Origin of the sequence: Paenibacillus sp. FSL K6-1217, from assembly GCF_045040735.1 — a bacterium.
In the GTDB taxonomy this organism is placed as follows: domain Bacteria; phylum Bacillota; class Bacilli; order Paenibacillales; family Paenibacillaceae; genus Paenibacillus_AQ.
Map to the genome: position 1 here is coordinate 2,300,645 of NZ_CP150271.1, position 26,407 is coordinate 2,327,051.

Genomic DNA, 26,407 nt, shown 5'->3' on the forward strand with positions numbered 1-26,407 from the left:
CTCATCTTCTGCTCTACATCAGCCCATAGCCCCGGACCAGGGATTCATCCCGGTCGCTGCGGCCGCGGCTGCATTCCGCGCAGCCCTCCGCATGCTCTTCCCGTTCCAGGAAGACGGACAGCAGACGCACATAATCCAGCGACTTCTGCAGCGGCATGCCTGCCCCGTCATGCAGATGCCTGCGGCCATCCAGCAGGGAGTAGATGGCGATGGTCTCCGCAGGCTGCCCGTAAGCCTTGTGACAGAACACATTCGCCATATGCAGAAATCCTGTAATCACCTGAGGGTTAGCGTGTACCATGAATTTCTGGATATTCAGGCTGCGCCCCGCCAGCTCCGAATTCCAGGCCAGCTGAAAAATCACCGCCAGCTCAATCTCAAGCTCCCGGACAGGAATATGCCACTGTTCAAACCGCATCACTGGAAGCTCTGCGGTGAAGCTGTCCGCCACAATCCGCATCAGCTCATCGGCCACCGCCTGCTTGACCTCCCAGTAATGCAGGAGGGAAGCAAAAGCATTTCCTTTGGGCGGCCAGCGGCGTTCCAGCAGAAACTGGACAGGTGTCTCCCGGCGCACCTCGGGCCGCAGACTGTAGAAGTCATTAAGTGTATGTCCGACGGCATACTGGACCTGCTGTCTCCAGCGGGGGAGCCCTGTAGCGGAAGCTCCGCTGCCGGCCCCCTCCGCTCCGCCCAGCATGATATGCTCCATGCGGTAATCATTCAGACGTCTGTACCGGACGGCTTCAGCATCCGGCTTCGTTCCTGTGAAGGCACCCGCCGCCGCGCCCATCCTTAAGAGACCGCCGCGCAGGTCTCGATGAACTGGCGTCCGTACGTGCGGCAAGCCTCTTTCTCGGCTGCATTCGGACCGTATTCAATCTTCAGGCTGGGCTGTACGATCTCGGCCCCGCGCTCCTTCAGCTTCTCTTCAATCTGATTCACTGCCCCGCAGTATATTGCATACCCGGAGTCTCCGCTTCCGAAGGCCGCCGCCTTACAGGAGCTGAGATCCAGCTCATCCAGCTCTTCATAGAAGTCCAGGAATTCATCCGGCAGCTCGCCGTCTCCCCATGTGTACGCACCCAGCAGTACAGCCCCGTAAGCCTTTATCTCATCCGCATTGCAGTCCGTGACCGATTTCAGTACGGCCTCTCCGCCTGCTGCGCGTATTCCTTCCACGATCAGTTCAGCGATTTCCTCCGTATTGCCAGTTAAGCTTGCATATGCCACAAGCACCTTAGCCATGACTTATATCCTCCCAGGGTAGAAATGAATTGGTCTCTCTATATCCACATTCTATTTGATAATGATTATCATTGTCAATATGTAAAAGCGCCTTGCTCTCTCCCGGGACAGACATGCCCAGGATAACACAAGCAGCGCCAGTTCAGGGCATGACTGCTGCCCGGAACTGACGCTGCTCCGTAATACTATGGTCAATATGAGGTGTAGAACGATTAATATCCGCCTTCCAGCAGGGTAATTGCGTTCCCGTCGGGATCACGGAAATTCATCTCTTTACCGCCGTACTCCATAGTTGCCGGAGGCTGGCAATCCAGTCCCTTCGCCTTCAGCTGCCCGTATGTTTCATCCAGACTGGCGCAGGAGAATACCAGATTAACGGTTCCGGTCGTAAGGTTCTCCCACTTGACTGCATTCCATATAATGATGCCGGGTTGGCTGGCGTCTATGGCAATCTTGGCCCCGCCGGCTTCTCCATAGCCCTCGAATGGAACCGGAATTCCGAGCACCTCTGAATAGAATGCGACCAGGGCCGCCGGGTCTTTGCTGTACAGATTGATGCCGTCAAAACTTGTAATCATAATGGTATCCTTCCCTTCATTGCTTGTGTTATGAGCGGACTGATGTCAGCCGTCTATGTTCATTGTACTTCTGCCTGCCAGGCTTGTATTGCAAAAAAACGACATTCAGCGCCGGGCATGGCTTAGCGCATCCAGCGGTGTTCTGCCCGCGAATTTCTTGAAATTGTTGATCAAATGCGACTGATGGCTATACCCGTAGTTGAAGACTATATCCTGCATGACGCCTTTGGTCTGGGGGGAACGGTACAGGTCCAGCCAGACATTCTGGAAACGGATAAGATCTGCCACCTTTTTGGGCGGAAGGCCGATATGCTGCCGGAACAGCCGTTCAAGCTGGCGGCTGCTTAAGCCCGAGCTGCTCTCCAGCGTACCAGCTGTCATGATTCCCCGCGATGTAAGCAGCCTATGGACTGCATTCATCATCCCGTCACTGCTGCGGCTTCCCTGCTCCAGTCTTCGCAGGAGGAAGGCCTCAGCCGCAGCGATGCGTTCAGTCATCGTACGCATATGCTGGAGCCTGTCCCCCAGTTCCTGACGGAAGGAGCGGAAATAATGCTCCACCGGAGCATGGACATTCAGCACCTCCGAGAGCGGCTCGTCCGCGAACAGATGAACGGCCCAGAAGTGAAAGCGGATGGCGAATCGCTGTACGGACACAGGCTGTGCTGCTTGTCCTGTCTCGAACGGAGTGTCGTTAATTCCGCAAAAAATGCCGCCTGCTTCCCCTGTCTGCTCATCCCATTCCCATATGATGTCCATACAGCTGTCAGGTATGATTATCTCTGTCTGCTGCGGCTGCCGGGGCTGTGCTCCTGATCCCCAGAAGCAGCGGACATAAGGCTGAAGCAGCCTGCCCGGCAGGTGTTCACCGCCCCCGGCAGGATTGGCTGTAATCGGATGATACAGCACCGATAGATTATACATCCCGCTTCCGCCTCCTTCCCTTATTGAACCCTTGTATTCAGATCATACACAATCCGTCAAGGAAGTGCCAGAACGCCTGCTGCCCGCTGCTTGTTGGCTGCACCTGCGAATCGTCGCAGCTTTGCAACCATTTTGTTTGTAGCGGCGGGCTTAAATGTTGTACAATGAAGGCTAAATGACTTTTTGAAGGATGGATCAATAATGTATATAGCCAGTGATTGGAAGGACTATGAAGTGATCGACACCGGGGGCGGGGAGAAGCTCGAACGCTGGGGCGATATTATCCTGCGCCGGCCGGACCCGCAGATCATCTGGCCGCTGGCCAGCGAGAGCGCCAAGTGGCGGGATGTGCACGGGCATTATCATCGCAGCTCCGCCGGAGGCGGGCAGTGGGAGATGAAGAAGACGATACCGGAGGACTGGAAAATCAGCTACGGCAAGCTCAAATTCCACCTCCGCCCGACGAACTTCAAGCATACGGGGCTGTTCCCGGAGCAAGCGGCCAACTGGCGCTGGATGATGGACAAGATCGCTGCGGCTAACCGGCCGATCTCCGTTCTTAACCTGTTCGCGTATACCGGCGGAGCCACAGTTGCGGCGGCAAGTGCGGGAGCATCCGTAGTGCATGTCGATGCAGCCAAAGGGATGGTTCAATGGGCGAAGGAGAATGTAGCCCTGTCCGGTCTTGCCGACAAGCCGCTCCGCTTCATTACCGATGATGTGTTCAAATTCGTCCAGCGCGAACAGCGCCGCGGCAGCAAATATGATGCGATTATTATGGACCCGCCGTCCTACGGAAGAGGGCCGGGCGGTGAAATGTGGAAGCTGGAAGCCAGTCTCTATCCGTTCCTGGAGAGCTGCATGGAGATTATGAGCGACCGTCCATTATTCATGCTGATTAACTCCTACACGACCGGCATCTCTCCAACCGTACTGCGCAATATGCTGTCGATGACGATGGGCAAACGTTATGGCGGCAAGCTGAATTCCGGTGAGATCGGCCTGCCGATTACTGCCTCCGGCATGAATCTGCCTTGCGGGATTCTCGGACGCTGGGAGGCGTAAGCCATGACCGGAACGAATAACGGCGCAGCAGGAGAGCCGGGCAGCAGTCCCTCCCGGTTCGATATTCTATATGAGGACAACCATCTGCTGGGGATTGTGAAGCCCGTGAATATTCCCGTTCAGGAGGATGCTACAGGAGACCCGGATCTGCTGACCCTGCTGAAGGAAGATGTGAAACAGCGCTACGGCAAGCCGGGCAATGTCTTCATGGGCCTGGTTCACCGACTGGACCGGCCTGTAGGCGGTGCGATGATCTTCGCCAAGACGTCGAAGGCTGCGTCCCGGCTATCCGAGAGTGTGCGGACCCACGACTTCCAGAAGGTCTATCTTACGGTGGTGCATGGTCAGCTTCCGGGGTCACAGGCCAGACTGGAGCATACCCTGCTGAAGGACCCCAAGAGCAATACCGTCCGGGTCGTCCCAGAGGGTACGCCGGGCGGCAAGCAAGCCATCCTCGATTATACAGTCATCGGTACCGCAGAAGGCTATTCGCTGCTGAGGATTGACCTGCTGACCGGCCGCTCCCACCAGATCCGCGTTCAGCTCAGCCATACCGGCTGTCCGCTCTACGGGGATCAGAAGTATGGCGCGGCAGTGAACCGGCCAGGACAGCAGATTGCATTATGGTCTGCACTCACCCGGTTCCCGCATCCGGTGACCAAAGAGGAAGTCGAGCTGCTCTCCCTGCCTCCCCGGGATTATCCCTGGAATCTATGGACTCCACATATTCAAAAGCAGGCTATCCTTTAACGGACAGCCTGCTTTTTTGCATTGTAAGAATGTATAGGGTCTTACCCGATTACTTATTCTTCTATTACCCGCTGGACCGGCTAGTAGCTGTTACTTATACAGACTGTACCGAGGCTGCGTCGTCCACGGCCGGAGCTACAGCCATCTTCCCCATGAGGTAGAGCAGCAGCTGCTGGTTATGGGAGGAGATCGGGTCCAGTGCTTCGGCAAAAAAGTCGCTGCGGACCTTTAGTCCGCGCAGCGTCTCCCGCTGGCCTGTCTCGGTGATGCTCACCCAGACAATTCTGCGGTCCGAGGCATCGCGCTCACGGACAATCAGATTGTGCTTCTCCATCCGGTCAAGCAGCATCGTCACGGCCGCCGGGCTGGTCGCCAGATGAGGGGCTAAATCAGAAGGCTTCATCGCATCACGCTCCTGCAGCAATTCCAGTACGGTAAGCTGGGCATCAGTCAGTGTAGGCGCAAGCTTGCTGTCCATATGTAGCTTATAGTCCTTTAATATCTTATGCCAGATTTTACTGAATTCAGTGGAGTGCACACTTATTCCTTCCTTTCCTGTGGATCTCTATCCGGTATACTTAACTTTTTCGCCAGAAAACTTCCATTTCCTTCAAGGCAAAAAAATATTTCTCCCCTCACAGCACTATTTCTTCTATGTATAAATAAAAGCGCAGGCAGCCTGTTACTCCTGAGCTGCCCGCGCCATTCCATACGGTCTTGTATCCTTACTCGATATTAGTCTTACCTGGTGTTACTTGACCGCCTGAAAAAGAATCGCGATCTCGTCCTTCTTCTCGACGGGTACGAGCTGCTTGCCGGTAGAACGGCGTTCGGCAATCGGCGCCGATTCGGAGGAGAATGAATGTACTGCCCCACTCTGGGTAATAACGGTCAGCTCCAGCGGCTCCTTGCAGTAGAACGCGCCTGCCAGCCTGCTGCCGTTCGGGCGGACACGCTTGCCTTCCTTGAACTCGAACGTCGGCATCCCTTTGCCGCCTCGGCTCTGGGAAGGATAGTCCACCATCAGGGAACGCTTGGCATAGCCGATGTCGGATATCGCCAGGATCTCGCCTTCATCCTCACTGACCCAGAAGCAGGAGACGACCTCATCTCCTTCACGGAGCTGTATTCCCCTAACCCCTGTGGCCACCCGGCCCATAGGATTCACTTCATTCTCATGGAAACGGATGCTCATGCCATCACGCGTAACCAGCACGATGTCCTTGTCACCCCGGCTCAGTGCCACTGTAATGATCTCATCGCCTTCAGCCACCTTACAGGCGGCAACGGCTCCGGAACGGCTTGTAGAGTACTCCTTGAGCTCGGTACGCTTCACCTGGCCCTTGCGGGTGATGAAGACCAGACTCGCCTGCGGGTCCTCCAGATTGCCGACCGGGAACATACTAACAACACCGTCCCCCTTCGCCAGTCCGATCACGTTGACGATGGCCGTCCCTGGCTCCTTCCACTTGAACTCCGGAATCTGGTGAACGGGAAGCAGGAAGTATTGGCCCTTGCGTGTGAAGACCAGTAGGCTCTCCCTGGTATTCAGATCCAGCAGCCTGACAATATGATCGCCTTCCTTGACGCCTGAAGAGTGGCGCTCCCCGCCTGAACGGGTGAAGGACAGCATGCCGGTCCGCTTGATATAGCCGTCTGCAGACAGCGCAACCAGCACATCCTCCGCGTTGACAAGCACCTCCATATTGACCTTAAGCTCTTCCACTTCTCCCTGGATCAGGGAACGGCGGTCGATCCCGTATTTATCACGGATCTCAAGCAGCTCCTTGCGGATCACGGTAATCAGCTTCTTGTCACTGTCCAGAATCCCTTGCAGCACCGCAATCCGGGCAAGCATCTCATCCAGCTCCTTCTGAAGCGAATGAATCTCCAGATTGGTGAGGCGGTAGAGCTGTAAGGTAAGGATGGAGTCAGCCTGGCGTTCGCTGAAGCCGAACATCCAGACCAGATTATTCTGGGCATCCTGCCGGTTCTTCGAAGCCTTGATAGCAGCGATCACTTCATCCAGAATGTTCAGTGCCTTAACCAGTCCCTCCAGGACATGGGCACGGTCCTCCGCCCGTTCCAGGTCAAACCGGGTACGGTGGGTGACCACTTCGCGCTGGTGAGCAATATAGGCTTCAAGGATCGCTTTGAGCCCCAGCTGCTGCGGAGCCTTGTTGACGATGGCCACCATGTTGAAGTTGTAAGTGACTTGCAGATCGGTTTTTTTGAGCAGGTAAGCTAAGACGCCCTGTGCATCCGCTTCCTTCTTCAGCTCCACCACAATGCGCAGGCCCTCACGGCCGCTCTCATCGCGGACCTCGGCGATTCCTTCAATCTTTTTCTCCAGACGGATGTTCTCCATGGAGGTCACAAGCCGTGACTTCACGATCTGGAAGGGCACTTCGGTAATCACGATCTGCTGCTTCCCGCCGCGCACGTTCTCAATCTCCGTCTTGGAGCGCAGATAGATACGGCCTTTGCCGGTGCGGTAAGCATCCATAATGCCGTCTCCGCCCATAATAGTACCGCCTGTCGGGAAATCCGGCCCCTTGATGAAGGTCATAATATCCTCCAGGGCAATGTCCGGCTTCTGCATCACAGCGATACAGGCGTCAATGACTTCCCGCAGGTTATGCGGCGGAATCTCGGTGGCGAACCCGGCTGAGATCCCGCTCGTCCCGTTCACCAGCAGGTTCGGATAACGGGAGGGAACAACCACCGGCTCCTTGGCCGTATTATCGAAGTTGTCCTTGAACAGAACGGTGCGCTTCTCAATATCGCGCATCATCTCCATGGCTATCGGAGACAGACGCGCTTCTGTGTAACGCATTGCGGCTGCCGGGTCATCGTCCATGGAACCCCAGTTGCCGTGTCCGTCTACCAGCACATGCCCCATCTTCCACGGCTGTGCCATCCGCACCATCCCGTCGTAGATCGAGGAGTCCCCGTGGGGATGGTAGTTACCCATGACATCTCCCACGGTTTTGGCCGATTTGCGGTATGGCTTATCCGGCGTATTGCCGGAATCGTACATGGCATACAGAATCCGGCGCTGGACGGGCTTCAGCCCGTCGCGAACATCGGGGATCGCCCGGTCCTGAATGATATATTTGGAATACCGGCCAAACCGGTCGCCCACGACCTCTTCCAGAAAAGCCGGCAAAAATTGCTCTGATAAACTGCTCATTTCCTCTTCACCTTCTGTTCCTCATTCTGTCCGCGTTTTTAAAGATTGATGATCTGGCGCTTTGCGCTGAGATATTCAACCCAAATTGCTTCAAAACGAAATCGTAATCTGGGTAGAAGGGATAACCGTAACTGCGGGTACTTTTGGACTTCCGGCCGCTGTTGTATTTAGATTTCTGATTCATACGCTTTAGCGGATGAAATCTAAATACAAAGGCGGTCGCTGACGCTCCTACAGTTCCAAAATCCCCTCCGTTACTTCCCCTTCAATTCGATTAACAATTCGTAGTTCAGCAAACCGTGAAAATCCCATTCGCTTCGCTGGAACCGATCATCAAAAAATTAAAAACAGCGGAAGGTTTCGTCACTTACCGCTAAAATTACTCCACAATCTCCGTAAAATCAACGTTCTCGACAATCCAGCGCTTGCGCGGATCGACCTTGTCGCCCATCAGGGTGGAGACGCGGCGTTCCGCCTTGGCGGCATCCTCGATCTGCACCTGAAGCAGCGTGCGCGATTCGGGATTCATCGTAGTCTCCCACAGCTGGTCCGGGTTCATCTCACCTAGTCCCTTATACCGCTGCAGCTCGAAATTCTTCCCGAATTCCTTCAGATAATTCTGCAATTCCTCGTCGCTCCAGGCATAGCGGACCGTCTCCAGCTTACCCGATTTGCGCGTCAGCTTATACAGCGGCGGCTGGGCGATGTAGACCTTACCGGCATCGATCAGAGGCTTCATGTAGCGGTAGAAGAAGGTCAGCAGCAGCACCTGAATATGCGCTCCGTCTGTATCGGCATCGGTCATAATGATGATTTTGGAATAATTGCTGTCCTCCACGGCAAAATCAGGCCCGATTCCCGCGCCGATTGCCGAAATGATCGCCTTGTATTCGTCATTCTTCAGGATATCCAGCAGCTTGGCCTTCTCCGGGTTCATCGGCTTGCCCTTCAGCGGCAGAATGGCCTGAATCTTGGAATCCCGCCCCTGCTTGGCTGAACCTCCGGCCGAGTCGCCCTCCACGATGAAGATCTCGGTACGCGTAACATCCTTGGACTGCGCAGGCGACAGCTTGCCGCCCAGGTTCGAGCTCTCGCTGCGTTTCTTGCCGCTGCGGATCTCATCACGGGCTTTGCGGGCCGCTTCACGGGCCTTGGAGGCCTGGATCGATTTCTTCAGCAGGCTCTGTGCGACCTGGGGATTCTCCTCCAGGAAGCGGGCCATTTTCTCGGAGACAATGAAGTCTACGGCGCTGCGGGCAGATGCGCTTCCCAGCTGATCCTTCGTCTGTCCGACGAATTCCACATCCGACATCTTGATGCTGATAACTGCCATCATGCCTTCGCGGAGATCGTTGCCCTCCAGGTTCTTATCCTTCTCCTTGAGCAGCTGCGTCCGGCGGGCATAGTCGTTGAGCACACGCGTATAGGCTGTCTTGAAGCCTGTCTCATGCGTTCCCCCGCTGCGTGTAGGGATGGAGTTCACAAACGAAGCAATCGTCTCCGTATACCCCGCATTATACTGCAGCGCGATTTCCACCTCGATCTCGTCCTTTTCAGAGCTGAAATGAATCACATCATGCAGTACATCCTTGCCTTCGTTCAGGAATTGCACGAACTGGCTGGCGCCGCCTTCGTAGAAGAATTCATCCTGACGCCCGCTGCGTTCATCGCTCAGAACGACTCTAAGCCCGGAATTCAGGAAGGCAATCTCCTGTACCCGTTCAGCAAGTGTATCATAACTCAGCGCAATGCCTGCGGAGAAGACGCGAATATCCGGCTTGAAGGTAATCTTCGAACCGGTTTTATTCGTATTCCCCAGTATCTCAAGACCGGTTACAGGCTCACCGACATGCTCTTTACCGCTTTTGTCGACCCAGTATTCAAAGCGCTGGCGGTGAATCTTCCCTTCCCGGTAGATCTCCACTTCCAGCCATTCGGACAACGCATTGGTTACCGAAGCCCCGACTCCGTGCAGGCCGCCCGACTTCTTGTAGCCCGAGCCGCCGAACTTGCCCCCCGCGTGCAGAATGGTGAATACCACCTGCGGTGTAGGGACTCCTGTCTTATGCATTCCGGTCGGAATTCCGCGTCCGTTGTCAATAACGGTCACCGATCCGTCTTTGCGGAGGGTGATATCAATCTTCGAGCAAAACTTCGCCAAATGCTCATCTACGGCATTATCCACTATTTCCCATACTAAATGGTGCAGACCCGAGGAACTCGTACTGCCAATATACATGCCGGGCCGTTTGCGGACCGCAACCAGACCTTCGAGCACCTGAATGTCGTCAGCATCGTATCCAGTCCGGCTGGCTTCGCCGTTCTTAGAGACTTTTGCAAACATATCGATCTGTTCGAGCATTCATGCTCCTCCTTCTCTTGTCTTCCTTGTCTCTCTAAAATGCAAACAAACGTTTTCGTTCGCTTTGTACATTCTAATTCAAAATATCCCGTTTCGTAAAGACGGCGAATGAAATGATTACGGCCGCAAGTCCCCAAATACCCAGAACCGCCATCGAAAAGCCCAGTGTCATGCCCTCTATCGGCGCGGGAGTTCCCGCTAAATAAGTCGTCAGCTCCATGTTCACCATAAATAAATATTTAGCCGCCGTCCAGGCCGAAGCCATATTGGTCAGGATCGTTCCGGCAATCAGCGCCGCCATCATCACGACAATGCTCGCAGCCGTGCTGCGGACCAGCACCGATACCATGAAAGCCAGCAGGGCCACCACGATGCTGACATACCAGATCAGCCCGCCCTGCATCAGCAGATACTTCCACTGTTCCACCGCATGAACCTTCGACATATCCACAGTGTCGCCGCTTAGCTGGAAGCCGGTGAAGACGGGAACATTGAACCCCTTATAGCCAAAAGCCAGCCCCGAGACCAGATAGCTGATCACGAATACCGACAGCACTATCAGCGAGACGAACATCAGCAGCGCTGCCATTTTGCTGAACAGCACCTTCCAGCGCCTGACCGGGCGGGTCAGCAGCATCTTGATCGTTCCGGTCGTCCGCTCACCGGAGACCAGGTCGGAGGCAACCGCCATGATCAGCAGCGGAATGAACAGGGAGACGGAATTGTTGACAAACTCCCGGGTGAACGTCACTCCGCTCGGCTCGTTCGGATTCACATCATGATCCAGATAATACTGCAATTGCTGGAGAAAAATCCGCCGGTATGACTTCCATTCCTCCGGTATCCGGTCGCTGCCGAGCGAGTTCTGGTTGTCGGTGATTTGCTGCTGGATCTCCAGCCTCCAGTCAGAGTTAAATTTGTCACGGCTGCGCTCGGCTATGCGCATTTGTGCATAGGTAAACATTGGCACCAGCACCAGCAGGATGAGCAGAATGACATAGAAACGTTTCTTTTTAATAATCTTCAGACACTCATTTCGGATGAGCGGCAGCAGGTTAGTCAATGGATTCACCTTCCGTTAGCTTCAAGAATAGCTGTTCCAGTGTAGGGTTGATTTTATGCACAGCCCGGACTTCCACCTCTTGTGCAACCAGCACGGCTACAATCTCCGGGATCAGATCCTCATCCATCGCCGTAACCAGGGAATTCACGCCCATGCCTGCGATGACCGAATCATCCAGGGTCACCTCGTCCAGCTCCAGCAGCGTGATATCCGGCCGCATGGCCATAATGTCTCTTGCCCGCTGAAGCGGCTCCAGCTCCCACAGGACATAAGGCGAGTTACGGGCCACCAGCTCGTCTACACCACCTACAGCGAGGACACGGCCTTTGCTGATAATGGCTACCCGGTCGCACAAGAGCTGAATTTCGCTCAGCAGATGGCTGGACACAAAGACCGCGAGTCCTTCGTCTGCCAGCTTACGGATGAATTCGCGCAGCTCCTTGATCCCCTTCGGGTCCAGGCCGTTGGTCGGCTCATCGAGAATCAGCAGCCGTGGACGGCCGAGCAGGGCTTGGGCAATCCCCAGCCGCTGGCGCATCCCGAGCGAATACGTGCTTACTTTATCCTGAATACGCTGATCGAGCCGCACAATCTCCACAACCTCGGCAATCCGCTGCGCGTCTACTCCGGGCTGCATGCGGGCGAAATGCTGCAGGTTCTCCCAGCCCGTCAGATATGTATAGACCTCGGGATTCTCGACGATGGAGCCGACGTATTGCAGTGCTTTCTCGGGATTCCGGTTCACATTGTAGCCGCAGACGGTAATCGTCCCTTCGCTCGGGCGGATCAGGTCCACCAGCATGCGGATGGTTGTGGTTTTGCCGGCTCCGTTCGGGCCGAGAAAGCCGAAGATTTCCCCTTTTTTAACGTCAAACGTAACATCATCTATAATCCATTTGCGGCCGATTTTTTTGCGGACTCCCCGGGCGGACAGAACGACTTCTTCTCCTGGTGCCTCATGCATGGTTCTCGCCATCTTTTATTCAGCTCCTTGCCACAGTCATTTCTGTTCAAAAAATAATTCGGTCAACGAACCGCTTGTACAATCCGCTCGCTCATCCGCTGATAGCCGTCCCCGTTCGGGTGAAAATGATCGCTTGACAGGTATTTCGCCAAATGGCGGTCAAACAGATCAAAGGTCGGCACCAGCGTCATGTTCTGATGGCTGTTGATCATATCCATCGCCGCATTGTTCCACGCTGTTACGGCCTGATTTCCGGGCATCAGCAGCTCCTCGATATCACCGAAGGGATTATACAATCCGATGTAATAGACCTGTGCCTGCGGATTCACCTCTGCAACGGTATCCAGTATATTACCCAGCCGTTTGGCGGCCCCAGGCAGAGCCGAGAGGAGCGTTTCCGGGGTCAGATCACCCGCAGAGGCGGTGGGAACCGGCGCTCCGCCTTCCACCTTGTTAATGGCAGGCGCTTCGGTGTTCTGCGGCGCCGCTTCCGGTGAATCCCCCGGATTCTCCGTTGCTGCGGCTTGTCCGCTGCTCCCGCCGGTCCCCAGAATATCCGAGCCCCGGAACAGATCATTCCCGCCAATGGAGATCAGGATGACATTCGCCTGACGCAGTGCATACTGAACCCCTTCCTCCTGAAGCTTGCTCTGCAAGGCGGCTGTGGTCAGGCCGTTAATGCCCATATTGCCCAGCAGCTCCGCCTTCCCTCCGTTTGCCGACAAGGCGTCCACTGTCCGTTTTACGAACCCTTGCCCGGAGTTGTCACCGGTCCCTTTGGCCAGCGAATCGCCAAGCGCCAGGATCTTGAATTCGTCACTTGCCGCGGCTGTCGGTGCAGCCGTCTCCTGCGGGAGGGAGGAGAGAAACTTCTCCCCCTTGGGGTTCAGGATGTCGCCCACCGCATACACAAATCCTGTAATCAAAAGTAAAGTTGCCAGGATGGACACCAGACTCACTGTCCTCCAGGTCCATTTGGAATCGTTCAATGCTATCCCTCCATCTGCCGTACTCTTCTGCCTCGCCCATCATTCACACTATTATTCACACCATTATTAACTATGTAGATAAACATAATTCTTCTTTGGATAATTTGCAAACGGGAAGGGGGTTTAGATGGGGGCGCGGCTGCGGTGATTTTGGACTTACGGCCGCTGTTGCCTCCAAATTTATTGAATAAACCGTTATACGGTTAAAATTCGGAGACTGCTGATGCTTCCGAAGCGAGCTTTCCTACGGAAAGCTTTCAGGCGGACGCTATCGCTCCTACAGTTCCAAAATCCCCTCCGCCGCTTCACACCTAAACGGTGGAAGCAGCAAGGGCGGCACGATAGCGCTGCGCTGATCGTGCAAAGACCGCGTACTGCGTGCGGCACGATGGTGCTACGCTGATCCTGCAAGAGCAATATTACTTCCTTATCCTAAAAAACATAAAAACGCCCCCCGGCAATGCCGGAGGGCGGAGTAAACGTTACTTTACGTTCTTTGAGTTACTGCATATTACTTACCGATGAATTCCTGGACCCAGTAGTTATTGTCGAAGCCAACGCCGATGTAGTTGAAATTGGCGCTCAGGATGTTGGCCTTATGACCCGGGCTGTTCATCCAGGCTGTCATGACTTCCTGAGGGGTCTTCTGGCCCATTGCGATATTCTCGCCAGCGGCCTTATACGTAATGCCGAATGCCGACATCATATCGAATGGCGATCCGTAGGTTGGCGAAGTGTGTGAGAAATATTTGTTCGTGCGCATATCGGAAGCCTTTGCCGCAGCCACTTTGTTCAGGCTGTCCAGAGCAGAGACAGGGGCTAGTCCAGCCGCAGCGCGCTCTTTGTTCACCAGTGCCACTACCTGCTGTGTGTAGCTGGATGCGTTATTGCCAACCGCAGCCACAGCCGTTGGAGCCGGAGTTACCGCAGGCTTTGCAGTGGCAACGGGTGCCGGGGCCGGCTTGGCTGTAGCCACCGGTGCAGTAGCTACTGGAGCTGGTGTCGCCACAGGCTTAACCGTAGCCACCGGCTGTGCTGCCGGGGCAGCGGCAACTGGCGTTTTGTAAATAACCGTTTTGGTGATGGTGTACGTATTGCCGTCCAGTACGATGGTCTGTGGATTGTTCTGTGTGAAATATTCCATGAACTGTGCGAAATTCATATCTGATCCGGCTGACGAAGGGGCACCGGCTGCTGCTGCATTTGCTTGTAATGGAAGAGAAATGCCAAGCGCCATAACAGCGGCTACGCTTCCACCTATCACTTTTCTCAAAGTCTTGCTTTTCATTCTGCCATCTCCTTAATCTTTGTTGTGGTGTATCGTGCTGCCAGGGGTGTCGGTCTGCAAATGTTACAAAGTTGTAATCTGTTCCTCAGTCATTGTAACACAAAACTATCAGCTGTGCGCTTCTAAATTCTGTCATTTTATAGATTTTATAGATAGATAGGCTTGTCCCCTCCAGCAGCGGCAAAGGAAGATAGAATGGCCGCCCTTTGCAGGACGGCTGTGTCTACCGTATATATCGGCGCTTCTGGCGCTTTTTTTAGTGAAAAGACTGCCAGAACTCCCCTTCGGTCGAGATCAGGCCCATAATCTCTGCATAGGGAATGCGGAAGGTTGGAAAGCCTGCGGCATACGGGGCAATCTCATAAGGGGCAAAATACAAATACAGCGCCTCCCCATCCACATAAAAGGGCTGATCGGCGGTAATGCCTTTGTACATGTCAGGAAAAACGTAAGAATACTGCGGGTCATTCGCAATCTGCTTGCCAACAATGTCACTGAGCTTCTGCACATATTTGCTGCCGGGCTTGAACAGATCGCTGAGGCTGTAGAATTTGCCTGTACGCAGGTTGATATGCTCATAGATCCGGGTAGGCATGCCATGGGCGGCGCCGAACGGGAAATGGTAACCGCTTAGCTCCAGCACCAGCAGATTCTTGCGGAAGAAGGAGACGGCGAAATCCCCTGTATAGCTGAAATCCTTAGTGCCTCCTCCTGTCCCCGCCCCGTAAGGGAGCGAGAGGCTTCGCAGCTTGTCATTCACCGACTTCGAGACCTCGGCGACGGCAATCCCTTCCACTACCGGATAATAGACGAGATAATCCCGGTTCGGCTTGTATTTCTTCTCCAGCACAGAGTATGGCGGTCTGAGCGGAATGACCCCGTTTTGCCGCCAGACCTGCTTGCCTTTACGGTCATAATAGGAGGTGCGCAGATCAATATCCGCGCGGATCAGACTGCCGCTGAAGGACAGTGATCCTGAGCCTGCGATGACCGGAGGCTGGGCGGCTTTTTTCCCGCTGGTGTCAATAAAATACGTATCCTTCGCATCGTACACCGACGCAAGTCCTTGCTGATAATTGTTCACGCCGAGCAGCGGGTGGGTGCTGAGAATTCTTCCGGTCAACGCATCCGCTATCACATAGCTGGAGCCTCTGTAGGGCTGATCCGCATACAGCGGGGTCCCCAGCGCCACCCGGTTCTCGCCTATCTGCTGCACCTCATAATAGACGGCGGGAATGATCATTTTCCCCTGCTTGTCGATCAGACCGTAGGCGTTGCCGTAATCAGGAGCTGTGTTAATCACCGCCCGGCCCTCCGAGAACGGCAGAGCTGCCGTATACTGCGGCTGGATAGCGATCGTACCGTCCGTGTGGAGATAACCGTATTTCCCATCCTCTGTCGCCTGAAAGGCCAGCAGCCCATCCCCCGGATACCCGACAAAAGGATGTTTGTACGTATGCAGCACCGCGCCATGAAGGTCAATCAGTGCATATTCCCCTTCGGCTACTTTGACCAGTGCAGTCCCGTTTACGAAATCCCCGGCATCCAGATATACGGCTGGCAGTACCTCCTTGCCCTGGGCATCCAGGTATCCGTAGAGCGAGTTCCCCCCCGTAGTATTCTGCTTGGAGAACAGCGCGCGGCCTTCGTGCAGCGAATTCAGATAGTCGTAGCGTGCGGACGTCACCGCTTTGCCTTTTTCATCAATAAAAGTGTAGCCCTTCGCATCCGACACCACGGCCCGCCCTTCGGAAAAAGGCCCAATAAAGGAATAAACCGGTTTGACCCGCTCCCGCCCGGTGCTGTCAATCAGACCGCTGACATTCCCCCGCTGCACCACCGCCAGGCCGTTCTCCTGAAACTCTTCGGCATAATCATATCTCGGCTCAATCACAATCCGGCCGTCATTGTTGATGTACCCCCACAGCGTCCCGTCCTTGAGTTTAAAAGGAGCCGGATGCAGCAGCTCTGCCCGCAGGCCTCCGCCGTCACCCGGAAGCACAATGAGCGCCTCCAGGGGCTTTTTGGAATAGTCTACGCGGTATAAGCCCGCCTCTGCCGGAATCGTCACGAACAGATCCTCTTCCGCCCGGATGAAATCCTCCTCCTGCTGCGGAATACACTCGTTCCAGCCGATGCCGTCCCACCGCCATACCTCTGTGTGAATCAGACCGTTGTCATTCCCTTTTCCCAGCTCGTTCAGCTTAATTCTCAGCATTCAGTCGTTCTCCTTTACAAGGGCTTTTGCCTATAGAATATGAGAGGAAGGGGGAAAGGGTGTGAATGTGCCTGGGAACGGCGGCTGGAGCTGAGGACTGAGGGCGTTTAGGGATTAAAAATTACAAAGGCGATGTCGTAACTGCGGGGCTTTTGGACTTCCGGCCGCTGTTGTCTCCCGAAATCGGGAGACAAAGGCGGACGCTGCCGCTCCTCCAGTTCCAAAATCCCCTCCGTTACTGCTGCCTTTCTGTGGGTTAAAACACAAACACACCCTTTCAGAGGGTGTGTACCGGGGATACAAGGGCTGCTGTGCCTGCCCTTGATAAGTAAGTGCATATGCGTAGGTGGCGAACCTGCCTGCTAACTCCTTGCCACTCGCTGTCCGCCGACTGATTGCTAACTCCTTCCCCCTACTGCCTGCCATCAGACTGCTAACTGCTTGCCTCCTACTGCCTGCCATCTGACTGCTAACTGTCTGCAACCTGGGCACTAACTGCTGCCACCTACAGCCCACCCACTCCCCTCAGCGCCTATGGAACAGAATAAAAACTATTAATTAGTCACTGGTAACTGCGAAATCCTGCCCAAAATGCAACATTCGGCTCCATACAACGACTTGAAACTAACATTGTTGCATGAAATGCAGCATTTTCTCAGCCGTGAGCCAATCCAAAGAGAAATTGTTGCATTTCTTGCAGCAATCAGCCAGTATCCCCCTGTTTCAGCCCGCCAGAGTTGCAATTATTGCAACATTTCACTATCGGCAATTCATGTTCCACACTCACTGTACAAACTACACCCAGTAATCTCGATCTGTCTCAATGGGTTTTAAATTCAAATTTCCTGTCAGATCTGAGTTCAGATCAGGCACCGCATACTGAGTAGGTGATGGAGAACAGCTTACCGCAAACTGGAATATTTTTAAATTTATTGCAGCGGAGTCACGAACTTTACTTCCGGAAAACGGCTAGCTGGTCCCTTCATTAAGGCTCCGGCTTTGTTTTTCAGATATAAATCGAAGAAATCCAGCATGTAGGCATTGATCAGGGAACTTGCTCTTTCAGGCGCCAGTTCTCCTGTAATCCCGAGCAGCTTAAACACGGGCGAGATATATTGTACATCCGTAAAATTCAAATGCTCCGTATGCTCGATATAGAGGAATTCTCCTCCTGCAGGAACCGATTCGCGCATCCGCTCAAGCTCCCGCTTTTTATCTTCCCGTTCTTGTTCCATCCACTCTCTTGTCTTCCCCATTTGTTGAAGTTCTTCATCGGTGTAGACCCGGTTATCCATCACCGTTTGTAAGGTGTGGTAGTAGCTCTCAGAGTTCAGGAACAGAAACGGCTTACGCAGTCTCTCGCGGTCCCGCAGCCGGTACAGTCCACCATCCAGGTCGATTCCAGCCGTAATTCGCGGATCATAAGCAGCGTTGTATGCCGTCGCCCCGCCAATGGAATGACCGAATACCCCGACATGCTTGAGATCTATCCTCCCTTGCATCCCGCTAGGAAGTTGCCCCGACTGGATAAGCTCGAATTGGTCCAGCACGAACGCCACATCAGCGGTCAGCACCTCTCCCAGCTTGTCACGGATTCTCGTTCCCGTCCGATAATCATCGTCAGGCGAGAATAGGTCATTGGTTGCAGCCGTTGTGATTCGACCATCCGGAAACTCGGTTGCAAATGTATTGTAGGTATGGTCGATCACCGCCACGATATATCCGTGACTGGCAAGATTCTCGGCTTGTGAGGTGTGAAGAAATCTGGAGGAGCCGAAGCCGGGACTAGCCAGGATAAGCGGGTATGAAGTCTGTGCCGAAGAGACCTTGGCCGCCGGGTAAGCATGGCCAGATACATACTTCAAATGATGGAAAGTAAACCCGGGAAGGCCGTAGTTCTCCGCCATATAAGGTAAAATTGCACTGTCGGGGATCAAGGAAGCAGACTTCCCGTTGCCGCTTTCTGCCGGATACCATACCTGGATCATAAGTTCCCTTTTGCCCGAGCCGGATTCTCCGAAGGTCTCCTCCCGGTTAAGATCGGTGAGATGAAAAACTTGCGTGCCTACACTTAACTTGCCCGTTGGTGCCGGAAGGCGGAATACCGGAAACGCATAGTTGAGGCCCGCCGTTGCGATTAGTCCAAACACAAGCAAAAGGCGGACCCACACTCTACGAATTCGAGACTCTCTTCTTACAGCAGTCTGCGTTCGGAGGAGATTGAACAAGGACAGCAGAAGCATCAGAACAGGAAGTCCGTATAAAAATACAAGCTGAATCCTGTACCCTTCGACAAAAAGCTGGATTACCACAACGGTGGAGCCCGCTCCGCTGTTCCATAGTAATGCACAGCTTCGGATTCGCGGATTAGAGACAAACAGACTTGCCAACAAACCCATACATGCCATAAACAGCAGCATTTCAAAAAGCCTCACATTAACTCCCCCTAGAACTAATCTCATTGATGATAGGACTACTATATAGGGTCCGCCAGGTTGAACCTATCGATCCGGATTACATTTGCCTTACATGCGTGTAATCAACATGCCAAAAAACGTTTGCGAGATACCGCAAACGCTCTTTGGCCTGCCTCCCCCACCCTTGGTGAGGTGATAGGAGTACCGGAGGGGATTTTGGAACTGAAGAACAAGCCAAAAAACGTTTGCGGGATACCGCAAACGCTCATTGCTTGCCTACCACACCCTTGGTGAGATGATAGGAGTACCGGAGGGGATTTTGGAACTGGAGGAGCGGTAGCGTCCGCCTTTAGGTTTGGATTTCTACCGCTAGCAGCGGTCCAAATCAGGAAATCCAAATCTAACAGCGGCCGGAAGTCCAAAATCCCCGCAGGTACGGATCATCACCGAACCCCTATTTTTTCGATGAGTATTTCCGCATATCAAACGATACCGCGGCGATGATGATCAGGCCTTTGATGATCAGCTGGTAGTACGGGCTGATGCCGATGAAGGTCAGGCCGTAGTTGATCAGGGTGAAGATGATGACGCCGACCAGGACGCCCGGCACGGTACCGATCCCGCCAGTGGTGGATACGCCGCCGACGACGCAGGCTGCGATGGCGTCAAGCTCGTACATGTTCCCGTAGTTGTTGGTAGCGCCGCCGGTTCTGGCTGCTTCAAGCACACCGGCCAGACCATACAGGGCACCGGCGATAGCGTAGATATAGATCAGGTTCTTGGAGACGTTGATCCCGGATACCTTGGCTGCCTGCATGTTGCCGCCGATGGCGTACATGTTCTTGCCCAGCTTGGTTTTGTTGAACAGCACCCAGACGATGGCTGCAACTCCGAGGGCTATGAGTACGATGTACGGTATGGAATATTGGCCGCTGCCGATGAAGCCGGAGCCGATGTCGGTGAAGTCGGAACGCAATCCGCCGATCGGCTGGGATTGGTTCGGGTCCATATCGAAGTAGAGCGAGTTCAAGCCGTACACGATGAGCATCGTGCCCAGGGTGGCGATAAACGGCGGAACGTTGAGCTTGGAGACGATAATCCCGTTGACGAGACCGCAGAGCAGTCCGGCAACAATCGCAATCAGGATCGGCAGCCAGACCTGGACCTGCGGCAGATCGGGGAAGAAGCGGCGCGAGTAATCGGGAATCTGCAGCATGGAAGCCGAGATGACCGCTGTGAATCCGACCACCCGGCCTGCCGACAAGTCGGTCCCGGCGGTGATCAGGATAAAGGCCACCCCGAGAGCAATAATCACGCGTGTGGATGACTGGATTAAGACATCCCGCAGGGTGTTAACGGACATGAAGCTTGGCTCGTATATGATAATCCCCATGATGAGCAGGACCAGCACGATGTAGATTGCGTTTTGAGTCACGAAGGACTGCGCTCTTTTAATAGTCATAATTGTGTTCCTCCTTAATTGTTACGCGAAGTTGATGCATTCATTGCTAAGCTTCTTCATCCTTGCAGCAGCCCTATGGTCTTCGCGGTCCTCTGAGCTGTAGTACCTGATTAATGCTGTGCAGCGAGACGCATCACTTCGGTTTCCGTAGCCTGCGCACCTTCGAGTATTCCTGTAAGCCGTCCTTCCGACATCACCATGACACGGTCAGACATTCCCAGCAGCTCAGGCATTTCCGAGGAGATCATGATGATGCTCTTCCCCTGCTTCGCCAGGTCGGCAATGATGGTATAGATTTCGAACTTTGCACCGACGTCAATCCCGCGGGTCGGCTCATCCAGCAGCAGCACCTCAGGCTCCGTCAGCAGCCATCTGGCCAGCAGTACCTTTTGCTGATTCCCGCCGGAGAGATTCATAATCTGCGTTTTGGTCGTTGGCGTTTTGGTGCGCAGCTTTTCAATCATTTTATCGACTTCAACCTTCTTCTTGCGGCTGTTCAGCAGCAGATAAGGCGTCTTGTAGCGGTCAAGGTTGGCGATAGCGCCATTCTCATGTACAGATAGCACCGGGAAAATCCCCGTTACTCGGCGTTCCTCGGTCAGCAGAGCCAGCCCGTGCTTCTTCGCATCCTGCGGAGAATTGATCTTCACCTTCTTGCCGTCAATCGAGATCGAGCCGGATTTCACCGCGCGAAGTCCAAACAACGCTTCAATGACCTCGGTTCGCTGTGCGCCGACCAGACCGCCGACTCCCAGAATCTCCCCGCGTCTTAACTCGAAGGACACATCCTTGAAGGATCTGGGCTCCGGTGAGGTTAGACCTTCTACCTTCATGAACACTTTGCCGGGAACATTGGTGCGCTCAGGGAAACGGTTCGTCAGATCGCGCCCGACCATCTTGGAGATAATCAGGTCCGTGGTCAGCTCGGCCGAGGGCCAGGTGCCAATCTTTTTACCGTCACGCATAATCGTCACTTCATCGGAGATCTCCAGGATTTCTTCCATTTTGTGAGAGATATAGATAATGGCTACGCCTCTTTTTTGCAGGTCCCGGATAATCCGGAACAGATGCTCCACTTCCACGCTGGTTAAGGACGAGGTTGGCTCATCCATAACAATCACGCGGGAGTGAAAAGAGACCGCCTTCGCGATTTCGATGGATTGGATCTTGGATACGGACAGCTTGCCCACCAACGTTTCGGGATTCAGATCGATATCCAGATCTTTAAATAAGTTTTCGGTGTCTGTGAACATTTTTTTGTGGTCAATGAACTGAATCGGCCCCATGCCCTTGGTTGGAAAACGTCCCAGCCAGATATTCTCCATCACGCTGCGGAAGGGTACGGGGTGCAGCTCCTGGTGGATCATTGAGATGCCGTGCTTCAGTGCCTCGCTTGAGTTCGAGATGGAGGCCTTCTGGCCGTCCAGGAAGATCTCACCGGCATCCGGTGAATAGATTCCAAAGAGACATTTCATCAGTGTGGACTTGCCTGCCCCGTTCTCGCCCATGAGTGCATGGACCGAGCCCGGCCGGACCTTAATGCTGACACCATCCAGCGCCTTCACGCCGGGAAATTCTTTGGTAATGCCGTTCATTTCCAGCAAAAATTCCGTATTTGCCATGTTGTTACGCCCCCTACGCTTTTTTTCTTTTTCCATGAGAGGCACAGCGGTTCCATCCTGCTCCCTACCCGTAAGGAATGCCGGAGAGCGCCTTGCAGCGCCCTCCGGGACTGGTATCTATGAAACTTGATTACTTGGCGTCTGCCACATTGTCTTTGGTAATCTTTTTGTAGGAGATCCATACATACTGGTTGTCGGTGATGTCGAAGCCTACGTTTTCTTTGGTTGGCGCTTCGCCTTTGGCCAGTAGTGCGGCCAGGGTGATCGCAGCTTTACCCTGGTTGTTGGCATCGTTCAGTACGGTACCGAGCATCGTTCCATCCTGCAAGGCCTGAACCGCAGGTGCGGTTGCATCCACGCCTACAACCGGCATGTATTTGTCGCCGCTGAAGTAGCCTTGCGCCTTCAGAGCTTCGATCGCGCCGAGTGCCATATCATCGTTGTTGGCCAGAACGGCTTCAATCTTGTCGCCATGGGAGCCAAGGAAGGCGGCCATTTTTTCCTGGCCTTTTACACGATCCCACATCGCGGTATCTTCAGCAAGCTTCTCCACTTTGATGCCTGCATCTTCGATAGCCTGGATGGAGAAAGTGGTACGCAGCTCGGCATCCTGGTGTCCCGGTTCGCCCTTCAGCATGACGTATTGCAGCACGCCGTCGCCGTTCTTGTCTGCTTCAGGGTGAGCCTTCCAGTAATCCACGATCAGCTGGCCGGACATGGTGCCGGATTCTTCGGCTTTTGCGCCCACATAGTAGACTTTATCCCATTTCTTCATATCTTCCGGCAGCGGCTCGCGGTTCAGGAAGACCACCGGAATGTTCGCGGTCTTGGCCTTGTCAATGATGACGCCCGCAGCGGTGCGGTCTACCGGGTTGATCAGCATGCCGTTATATTTCTTCGTGATGAACAGATCTACCTTATCGTTCTGTGTAGGCTGGGAGTTCTGGCTGTCTACGATATCTACCGTGGCAATGCCCTTGGCCGCAGCGTCGATCGAGTTGCGGACACCCGTCATGAACGTGTCGTCGAATTTGTAGATCGCTACACCGACCTTCGGAGTCTCAGCAGAACCGGAATTCGCGGTGTTAGGTGCAGCGCCTGTGTTGGCTGGGTCAGCAGCCTTGTTATTGTTGCCGCCGCAGCCTGCGAGAGCAGCACCCAGCAAAGCACTGGCAAGTAAAACGGAAGTGATTTTTTTCATTTTTAATTGACCTCCTGAGGATATTTCTTTATTTTGGGATGACCCGGTGTGTCCCGGGTACATCCTTATTATGCCTTACGTGAAAACGGTTGCGAATATAAAATCCTACTCATTTCCATGAAAATTCTAATATCCAAGCAGAAACGGCTTTGCCGTCCTTTTTAAAGGACGGTACCGTTTCAGCGAGAATCTTATCTTTTAAAACTTAAGTTTCTCCTACCGGACAAACGGAAACAGCAGCTTCTGATTCTCCGGCCACAGCATATTCTCCAGATCGATGAGCTTGGTACCGGTATCCACGCGTTCGGGAATCTCCACGCCTTCGAGCGCTTCCACGGCATATTTCACCGCCAGATACCCGTTGCTGAACGGATTCTGGATCACGGTCGCCTGTACAGTGCCGTCCTGAAGCGATTCCATCATAGAAGGCGAGCTGTCAAAAGCAATCATTTTCACACTGTCCCGCTTGAGTCCCAGAACTACCCTGGCCGCGCCTTGTGAAGCAATCTCATTCAAGGTGGCAATGCCGCGCAGCTTGGGATACTGGTTCAGCATTTCCCGGGTCAGATTTTCAGCGTCAGAGGTGCTGGAGGAGGTGTAGGCGATCTGTACCACTTTGATGTCCGGGAAACGGGCGGCATAATTCAGAAAACCCTTTTCCCGCTCATCTGCATCCCGCGCACCGTAGTCAATGCTGCCTGTGTTGCCGGGGTCCGGGCTAAGCGACGAGTTCGTGAAGTTAATGATCCCGATCTCGCCGTAGCCCTTAAGCAGCTCAATCAGCCGCTCGGCGGACTTCTGTCCGGCCTCATACCCGTTCGACCCCACGTATGTCCGCACCTTGGCAGAACCGACCTCGGCATCGACAGAGATCACCGGAATTCTGGAATACGCCGCCCGGTCCACTACCTGCGCCAGTCCCATATAGCTGCTGGCCGCGAGAATAATCACATCCGCCTTCTCCTTGATGGAATCCTCCACCATGACGACCTGCTCCTCAATATCACTCTCCGAATCCGGCGCCTTGAAGGTCAGATTAACATTGAATTCCTTCGCCGCGGCCTCTGCTCCCAGCTTCAGGGTGTTCCAGTAATCCCCTTTGTTCATCTTGACAATCAGGTGGATATTACGCGTCTTGCTGGTGCTGATATAGGCCGGAGAGGCATTAAAGCAAGAGGACACAGAGATCCATAACACTCCGCACAGCAGCACGGTGAGCCATACACGCGGGCTTTTCACAGTTTCGTCTCCTCCTTCTGCTCATCCTTAACCTCTCCCGCCGGGAGGGCCGGGAACACAATCGTAACAACCGTCCCCTCTTCCTGCTCACTCTGAAAAGCAAGCCCGTACTCCCGCCCGTAATACAGGCCGATCCGTTCGTGCACATTCCTTACGCCGACCCCTGATCCACTGGTGCTTTTGACGCTTCCGCTTAGAATGCCGTTCACTGTATCCTTGTTCATCCCAAGGCCGTTGTCGCTGACCCTGATGATGATTAGCCCGTCATGCAGCCCGGCGGTGATCGAGATCAGCCCCTCGTCCGGCATCATCTCGATTCCGTGATAGAGCGCGTTCTCCACGATTGGCTGCAGAATCAGCTTGATGGTCTGGCAATGCAGGACTTCCTCCTGCGCCGTAATCTCATAGCGGAATTTGTTCTTGAAGCGGAAGCTCTGAATCACCAGATAATGGCGGATATGATCCAGCTCCTCCTGAATGGTAATGATATTCTTGCCTTTGCTCAGGCTGATGCGGAAGAACTTCGAGAGCGACTGGATCATGGTCACAACTTCATCTGTCTTGCCGCGTTCTGCCAGCCGGATGACCGAGTTCAGCGTGTTGTACAGAAAATGCGGGTTAATCTGCGATTGCAGCACCTCCAGCTCGCCCTTGCGCTTGGTCTCCTGCTCATAAATGATCTGCTCCATCAGCTGGCGGATACGCTGGAGCATCATGTTGAAGCGCCGCGACAGCTGCTCTACCTCATAGGCTCCGCTGACATTAATCGGCGTATTCAGATCCCCCTCCGCCACCTGCTTCACGGTACGCTCCAGCTTGCGGATGGGGCTGGCGATCAGCCAGGACAGAAAGACGGACACCGCAATCACACAGACCAGAACAACCACAAGAAACCACGCCAGGAACTGGTTCAGGTCCCGCTTGGTGGTGACAATCTCATCGTAATAGGCCACTCCGACAATCTTCCAGCCGGTCTGCGCCAGTGTGCGTACGGTAATAAACCGCTTCTCCCCGGTCGATTCATCCAGATAGCTGCGGTAGGCGTATTCGAGCACCGGCTCTACATTCTCATACTTCAGCCCGGCGTAGATGAGCTGCTGCTGAGGATGGTAGACGATATTGCCGAGCGGATCGAGGATGTAAGCGTAGCCTCTTTTGCCCAGCTTGACCTGCTTGCTTAGCTGATCAATCGTTCTGAAGTTGAAATCCAGCAGCAGCACTCCTGTCTTAAGCTCCCCGTTCTCCTTGTACTGAATCAGCTTGCTGATGGAGACCACCCAGGTATACCTGCCCTTGAACAGATTCTGGACATGCGGGGCGGAATAGGAAATCTCTGAGGTACGCTTGGCTGTGGTGAACCAGCTCTGGCTCTCCAACTGGGTGTTCAGACGCATCGTCTGCCCCGGCGTTCCTACGACGTACCCTCCCTGCGGTGTAAAAACAGCCACGGACACCAGATCCTCGCGGCTGCTCATAAGCGTATCCATCCGTTCATAGAGCAGCGGCGAGTCGATGGACGGACTGGAAGTAATCTGCTTCTCAGCGGTTGCAAAAATACTGCCCATCCCCTTCACATACAGCTCCAGGTTATAGTTCACCTGCTCGATGATCTGCTGCATGTTGAGATTGGCATTCTCTTCCGCCGTGTTGGCGAACTTGCCGTACAGCATCACACTGACGATCACGGCCACCGCCGCAGTTACCGCCATGAAGGTCAGCGTGATGATGAGCTGGATACTCCGCAGCTTCGAGGACAGGCGCAGCCTGCCTCTCTTGCGGGACCCCGGCCGCAGCGGGAAGAAGTAACCCCTTGGCTTGTTCATG

20 protein-coding genes are annotated in these 26,407 nt (G+C 54.2%); 2 read left to right on the plus strand and 18 right to left on the minus strand.

The genetic code is table 11. The features are described from left to right. Positions 1-13: 13 nt before the first annotated feature. From MHH28_RS10320 to MHH28_RS10335, 4 genes are all read right to left on the minus strand, one after another. Positions 14-793 carry a hypothetical protein gene (locus MHH28_RS10320; RefSeq protein WP_405114548.1) on the minus strand — a complete coding sequence of 260 codons (780 nt, stop codon included), beginning with the start codon at positions 791-793 and terminating at the stop codon, positions 14-16. 2 nt (positions 794-795) lie between these two features. Further along, positions 796-1,248, minus strand: coding sequence for a flavodoxin (locus MHH28_RS10325; RefSeq protein ID WP_405114550.1), 453 nt, complete (start codon positions 1,246-1,248; stop codon positions 796-798). Between the two features lie 212 nt (positions 1,249-1,460). Next, positions 1,461-1,826, minus strand: coding sequence for a VOC family protein (locus MHH28_RS10330; protein ID WP_405114552.1), 366 nt, complete (start codon positions 1,824-1,826; stop codon positions 1,461-1,463). A 105-nt stretch (positions 1,827-1,931) separates the two neighbouring features. After that, positions 1,932-2,750, minus strand: a complete 819-nt coding sequence (locus MHH28_RS10335) for a helix-turn-helix domain-containing protein (RefSeq protein WP_405114554.1) — start codon at positions 2,748-2,750, stop codon at positions 1,932-1,934. A gap of 201 nt (positions 2,751-2,951) precedes the next feature. On the opposite strand from MHH28_RS10335, the gene MHH28_RS10340 reads away from it, so the two are divergent. Beyond that, a complete protein-coding gene (locus MHH28_RS10340; RefSeq protein WP_209993087.1) occupies positions 2,952-3,815 on the plus strand; it encodes a class I SAM-dependent methyltransferase in 864 nt (287 codons plus the stop codon). Positions 3,816-3,818: 3 nt separating this feature from the next. Next, positions 3,819-4,565 carry an RluA family pseudouridine synthase gene (locus MHH28_RS10345; protein ID WP_405114556.1) on the plus strand — a complete coding sequence of 249 codons (747 nt, stop codon included), beginning with the start codon at positions 3,819-3,821 and terminating at the stop codon, positions 4,563-4,565. A gap of 94 nt (positions 4,566-4,659) precedes the next feature. On the opposite strand, the gene MHH28_RS10350 is transcribed toward MHH28_RS10345, so the two are convergent. The 14 genes from MHH28_RS10350 to MHH28_RS10415 form a co-directional block, all read right to left on the minus strand. After that, positions 4,660-5,103: a MarR family winged helix-turn-helix transcriptional regulator gene (locus tag MHH28_RS10350; RefSeq protein WP_036732955.1), complete on the minus strand. Its 444-nt coding sequence runs from the start codon at positions 5,101-5,103 to the stop codon at positions 4,660-4,662. Positions 5,104-5,316: 213 nt separating this feature from the next. Next, positions 5,317-7,758, minus strand: a complete 2,442-nt coding sequence (gene gyrA / locus MHH28_RS10355) for a DNA gyrase subunit A (RefSeq protein WP_405114559.1) — start codon at positions 7,756-7,758, stop codon at positions 5,317-5,319. Positions 7,759-8,137: 379 nt separating this feature from the next. Then, positions 8,138-10,120 carry a DNA topoisomerase IV subunit B gene (parE, locus tag MHH28_RS10360; protein WP_405114561.1) on the minus strand — a complete coding sequence of 661 codons (1,983 nt, stop codon included), beginning with the start codon at positions 10,118-10,120 and terminating at the stop codon, positions 8,138-8,140. A gap of 73 nt (positions 10,121-10,193) precedes the next feature. Beyond that, positions 10,194-11,183 carry an ABC transporter permease gene (locus tag MHH28_RS10365; RefSeq protein WP_405114563.1) on the minus strand — a complete coding sequence of 330 codons (990 nt, stop codon included), beginning with the start codon at positions 11,181-11,183 and terminating at the stop codon, positions 10,194-10,196. After that, positions 11,176-12,159, minus strand: a complete 984-nt coding sequence (locus MHH28_RS10370; RefSeq protein WP_405114565.1) for an ABC transporter ATP-binding protein — start codon at positions 12,157-12,159, stop codon at positions 11,176-11,178. Before MHH28_RS10370 ends, MHH28_RS10365 begins: the two co-directional genes overlap by 8 nt. A 50-nt stretch (positions 12,160-12,209) precedes the next feature. Continuing rightward, positions 12,210-13,136, minus strand: coding sequence for a GDSL-type esterase/lipase family protein (locus MHH28_RS10375; protein WP_405114567.1), 927 nt, complete (start codon positions 13,134-13,136; stop codon positions 12,210-12,212). Between the two features lie 511 nt (positions 13,137-13,647). Beyond that, positions 13,648-14,424 carry a CAP domain-containing protein gene (locus tag MHH28_RS10380; protein ID WP_405114569.1) on the minus strand — a complete coding sequence of 259 codons (777 nt, stop codon included), beginning with the start codon at positions 14,422-14,424 and terminating at the stop codon, positions 13,648-13,650. 256 nt (positions 14,425-14,680) lie between these two features. Next, positions 14,681-16,642, minus strand: coding sequence for a WG repeat-containing protein (locus MHH28_RS10385; protein WP_405114571.1), 1,962 nt, complete (start codon positions 16,640-16,642; stop codon positions 14,681-14,683). Between the two features lie 929 nt (positions 16,643-17,571). Further along, positions 17,572-19,077, minus strand: a complete 1,506-nt coding sequence (locus tag MHH28_RS10390; protein ID WP_405114573.1) for an alpha/beta hydrolase family protein — start codon at positions 19,075-19,077, stop codon at positions 17,572-17,574. Positions 19,078-19,513: 436 nt separating this feature from the next. Beyond that, positions 19,514-20,521, minus strand: coding sequence for a galactose/methyl galactoside ABC transporter permease MglC (gene mglC, locus MHH28_RS10395; RefSeq protein ID WP_405114575.1), 1,008 nt, complete (start codon positions 20,519-20,521; stop codon positions 19,514-19,516). Between the two features lie 110 nt (positions 20,522-20,631). Continuing rightward, on the minus strand, positions 20,632-22,143 hold the full coding sequence (locus MHH28_RS10400; RefSeq protein ID WP_405114577.1) for a sugar ABC transporter ATP-binding protein: 1,512 nt from the start codon (positions 22,141-22,143) through the stop codon (positions 20,632-20,634). Positions 22,144-22,273: 130 nt separating this feature from the next. After that, entirely contained in the window at positions 22,274-23,344 is a 1,071-nt protein-coding gene (locus tag MHH28_RS10405; protein ID WP_405114579.1) for a galactose ABC transporter substrate-binding protein, read from the minus strand. 216 nt (positions 23,345-23,560) lie between these two features. Then, positions 23,561-24,583, minus strand: a complete 1,023-nt coding sequence (locus MHH28_RS10410) for a substrate-binding domain-containing protein (RefSeq protein WP_405114581.1) — start codon at positions 24,581-24,583, stop codon at positions 23,561-23,563. Continuing rightward, positions 24,580-26,406, minus strand: a complete 1,827-nt coding sequence (locus MHH28_RS10415) for a sensor histidine kinase (RefSeq protein ID WP_405114583.1) — start codon at positions 26,404-26,406, stop codon at positions 24,580-24,582. The genes MHH28_RS10410 and MHH28_RS10415 overlap by 4 nt, the downstream gene beginning before the upstream one ends. Position 26,407: the final 1 nt, after the last annotated feature.

Bases quoted from the DNA above. Each gene is read 5' to 3' on its own strand.
- parE (WP_405114561.1), bottom strand. From the start codon at position 10,120: ATGCTCGAACAGATCGATATGTTTGCAAAAGTCTCTAAGAACGGCGAA.
- MHH28_RS10405 (WP_405114579.1), bottom strand. From the start codon at position 23,344: ATGAAAAAAATCACTTCCGTTTTACTTGCCAGTGCTTTGCTGGGTGCT.
- MHH28_RS10335 (WP_405114554.1), bottom strand. From the start codon at position 2,750: ATGTATAATCTATCGGTGCTGTATCATCCGATTACAGCCAATCCTGCC.
- MHH28_RS10320 (WP_405114548.1), bottom strand. From the start codon at position 793: ATGGGCGCGGCGGCGGGTGCCTTCACAGGAACGAAGCCGGATGCTGAA.
- mglC (WP_405114575.1), bottom strand. From the start codon at position 20,521: ATGACTATTAAAAGAGCGCAGTCCTTCGTGACTCAAAACGCAATCTAC.
- MHH28_RS10330 (WP_405114552.1), bottom strand. From the start codon at position 1,826: ATGATTACAAGTTTTGACGGCATCAATCTGTACAGCAAAGACCCGGCG.
- MHH28_RS10380 (WP_405114569.1), bottom strand. From the start codon at position 14,424: ATGAAAAGCAAGACTTTGAGAAAAGTGATAGGTGGAAGCGTAGCCGCT.
- MHH28_RS10400 (WP_405114577.1), bottom strand. From the start codon at position 22,143: ATGGCAAATACGGAATTTTTGCTGGAAATGAACGGCATTACCAAAGAA.
- MHH28_RS10325 (WP_405114550.1), bottom strand. From the start codon at position 1,248: ATGGCTAAGGTGCTTGTGGCATATGCAAGCTTAACTGGCAATACGGAG.
- MHH28_RS10415 (WP_405114583.1), bottom strand. From the start codon at position 26,406: ATGAACAAGCCAAGGGGTTACTTCTTCCCGCTGCGGCCGGGGTCCCGC.
- MHH28_RS10340 (WP_209993087.1), top strand. From the start codon at position 2,952: ATGTATATAGCCAGTGATTGGAAGGACTATGAAGTGATCGACACCGGG.
- MHH28_RS10385 (WP_405114571.1), bottom strand. From the start codon at position 16,642: ATGCTGAGAATTAAGCTGAACGAGCTGGGAAAAGGGAATGACAACGGT.
- MHH28_RS10345 (WP_405114556.1), top strand. From the start codon at position 3,819: ATGACCGGAACGAATAACGGCGCAGCAGGAGAGCCGGGCAGCAGTCCC.
- MHH28_RS10370 (WP_405114565.1), bottom strand. From the start codon at position 12,159: ATGGCGAGAACCATGCATGAGGCACCAGGAGAAGAAGTCGTTCTGTCC.
- gyrA (WP_405114559.1), bottom strand. From the start codon at position 7,758: ATGAGCAGTTTATCAGAGCAATTTTTGCCGGCTTTTCTGGAAGAGGTC.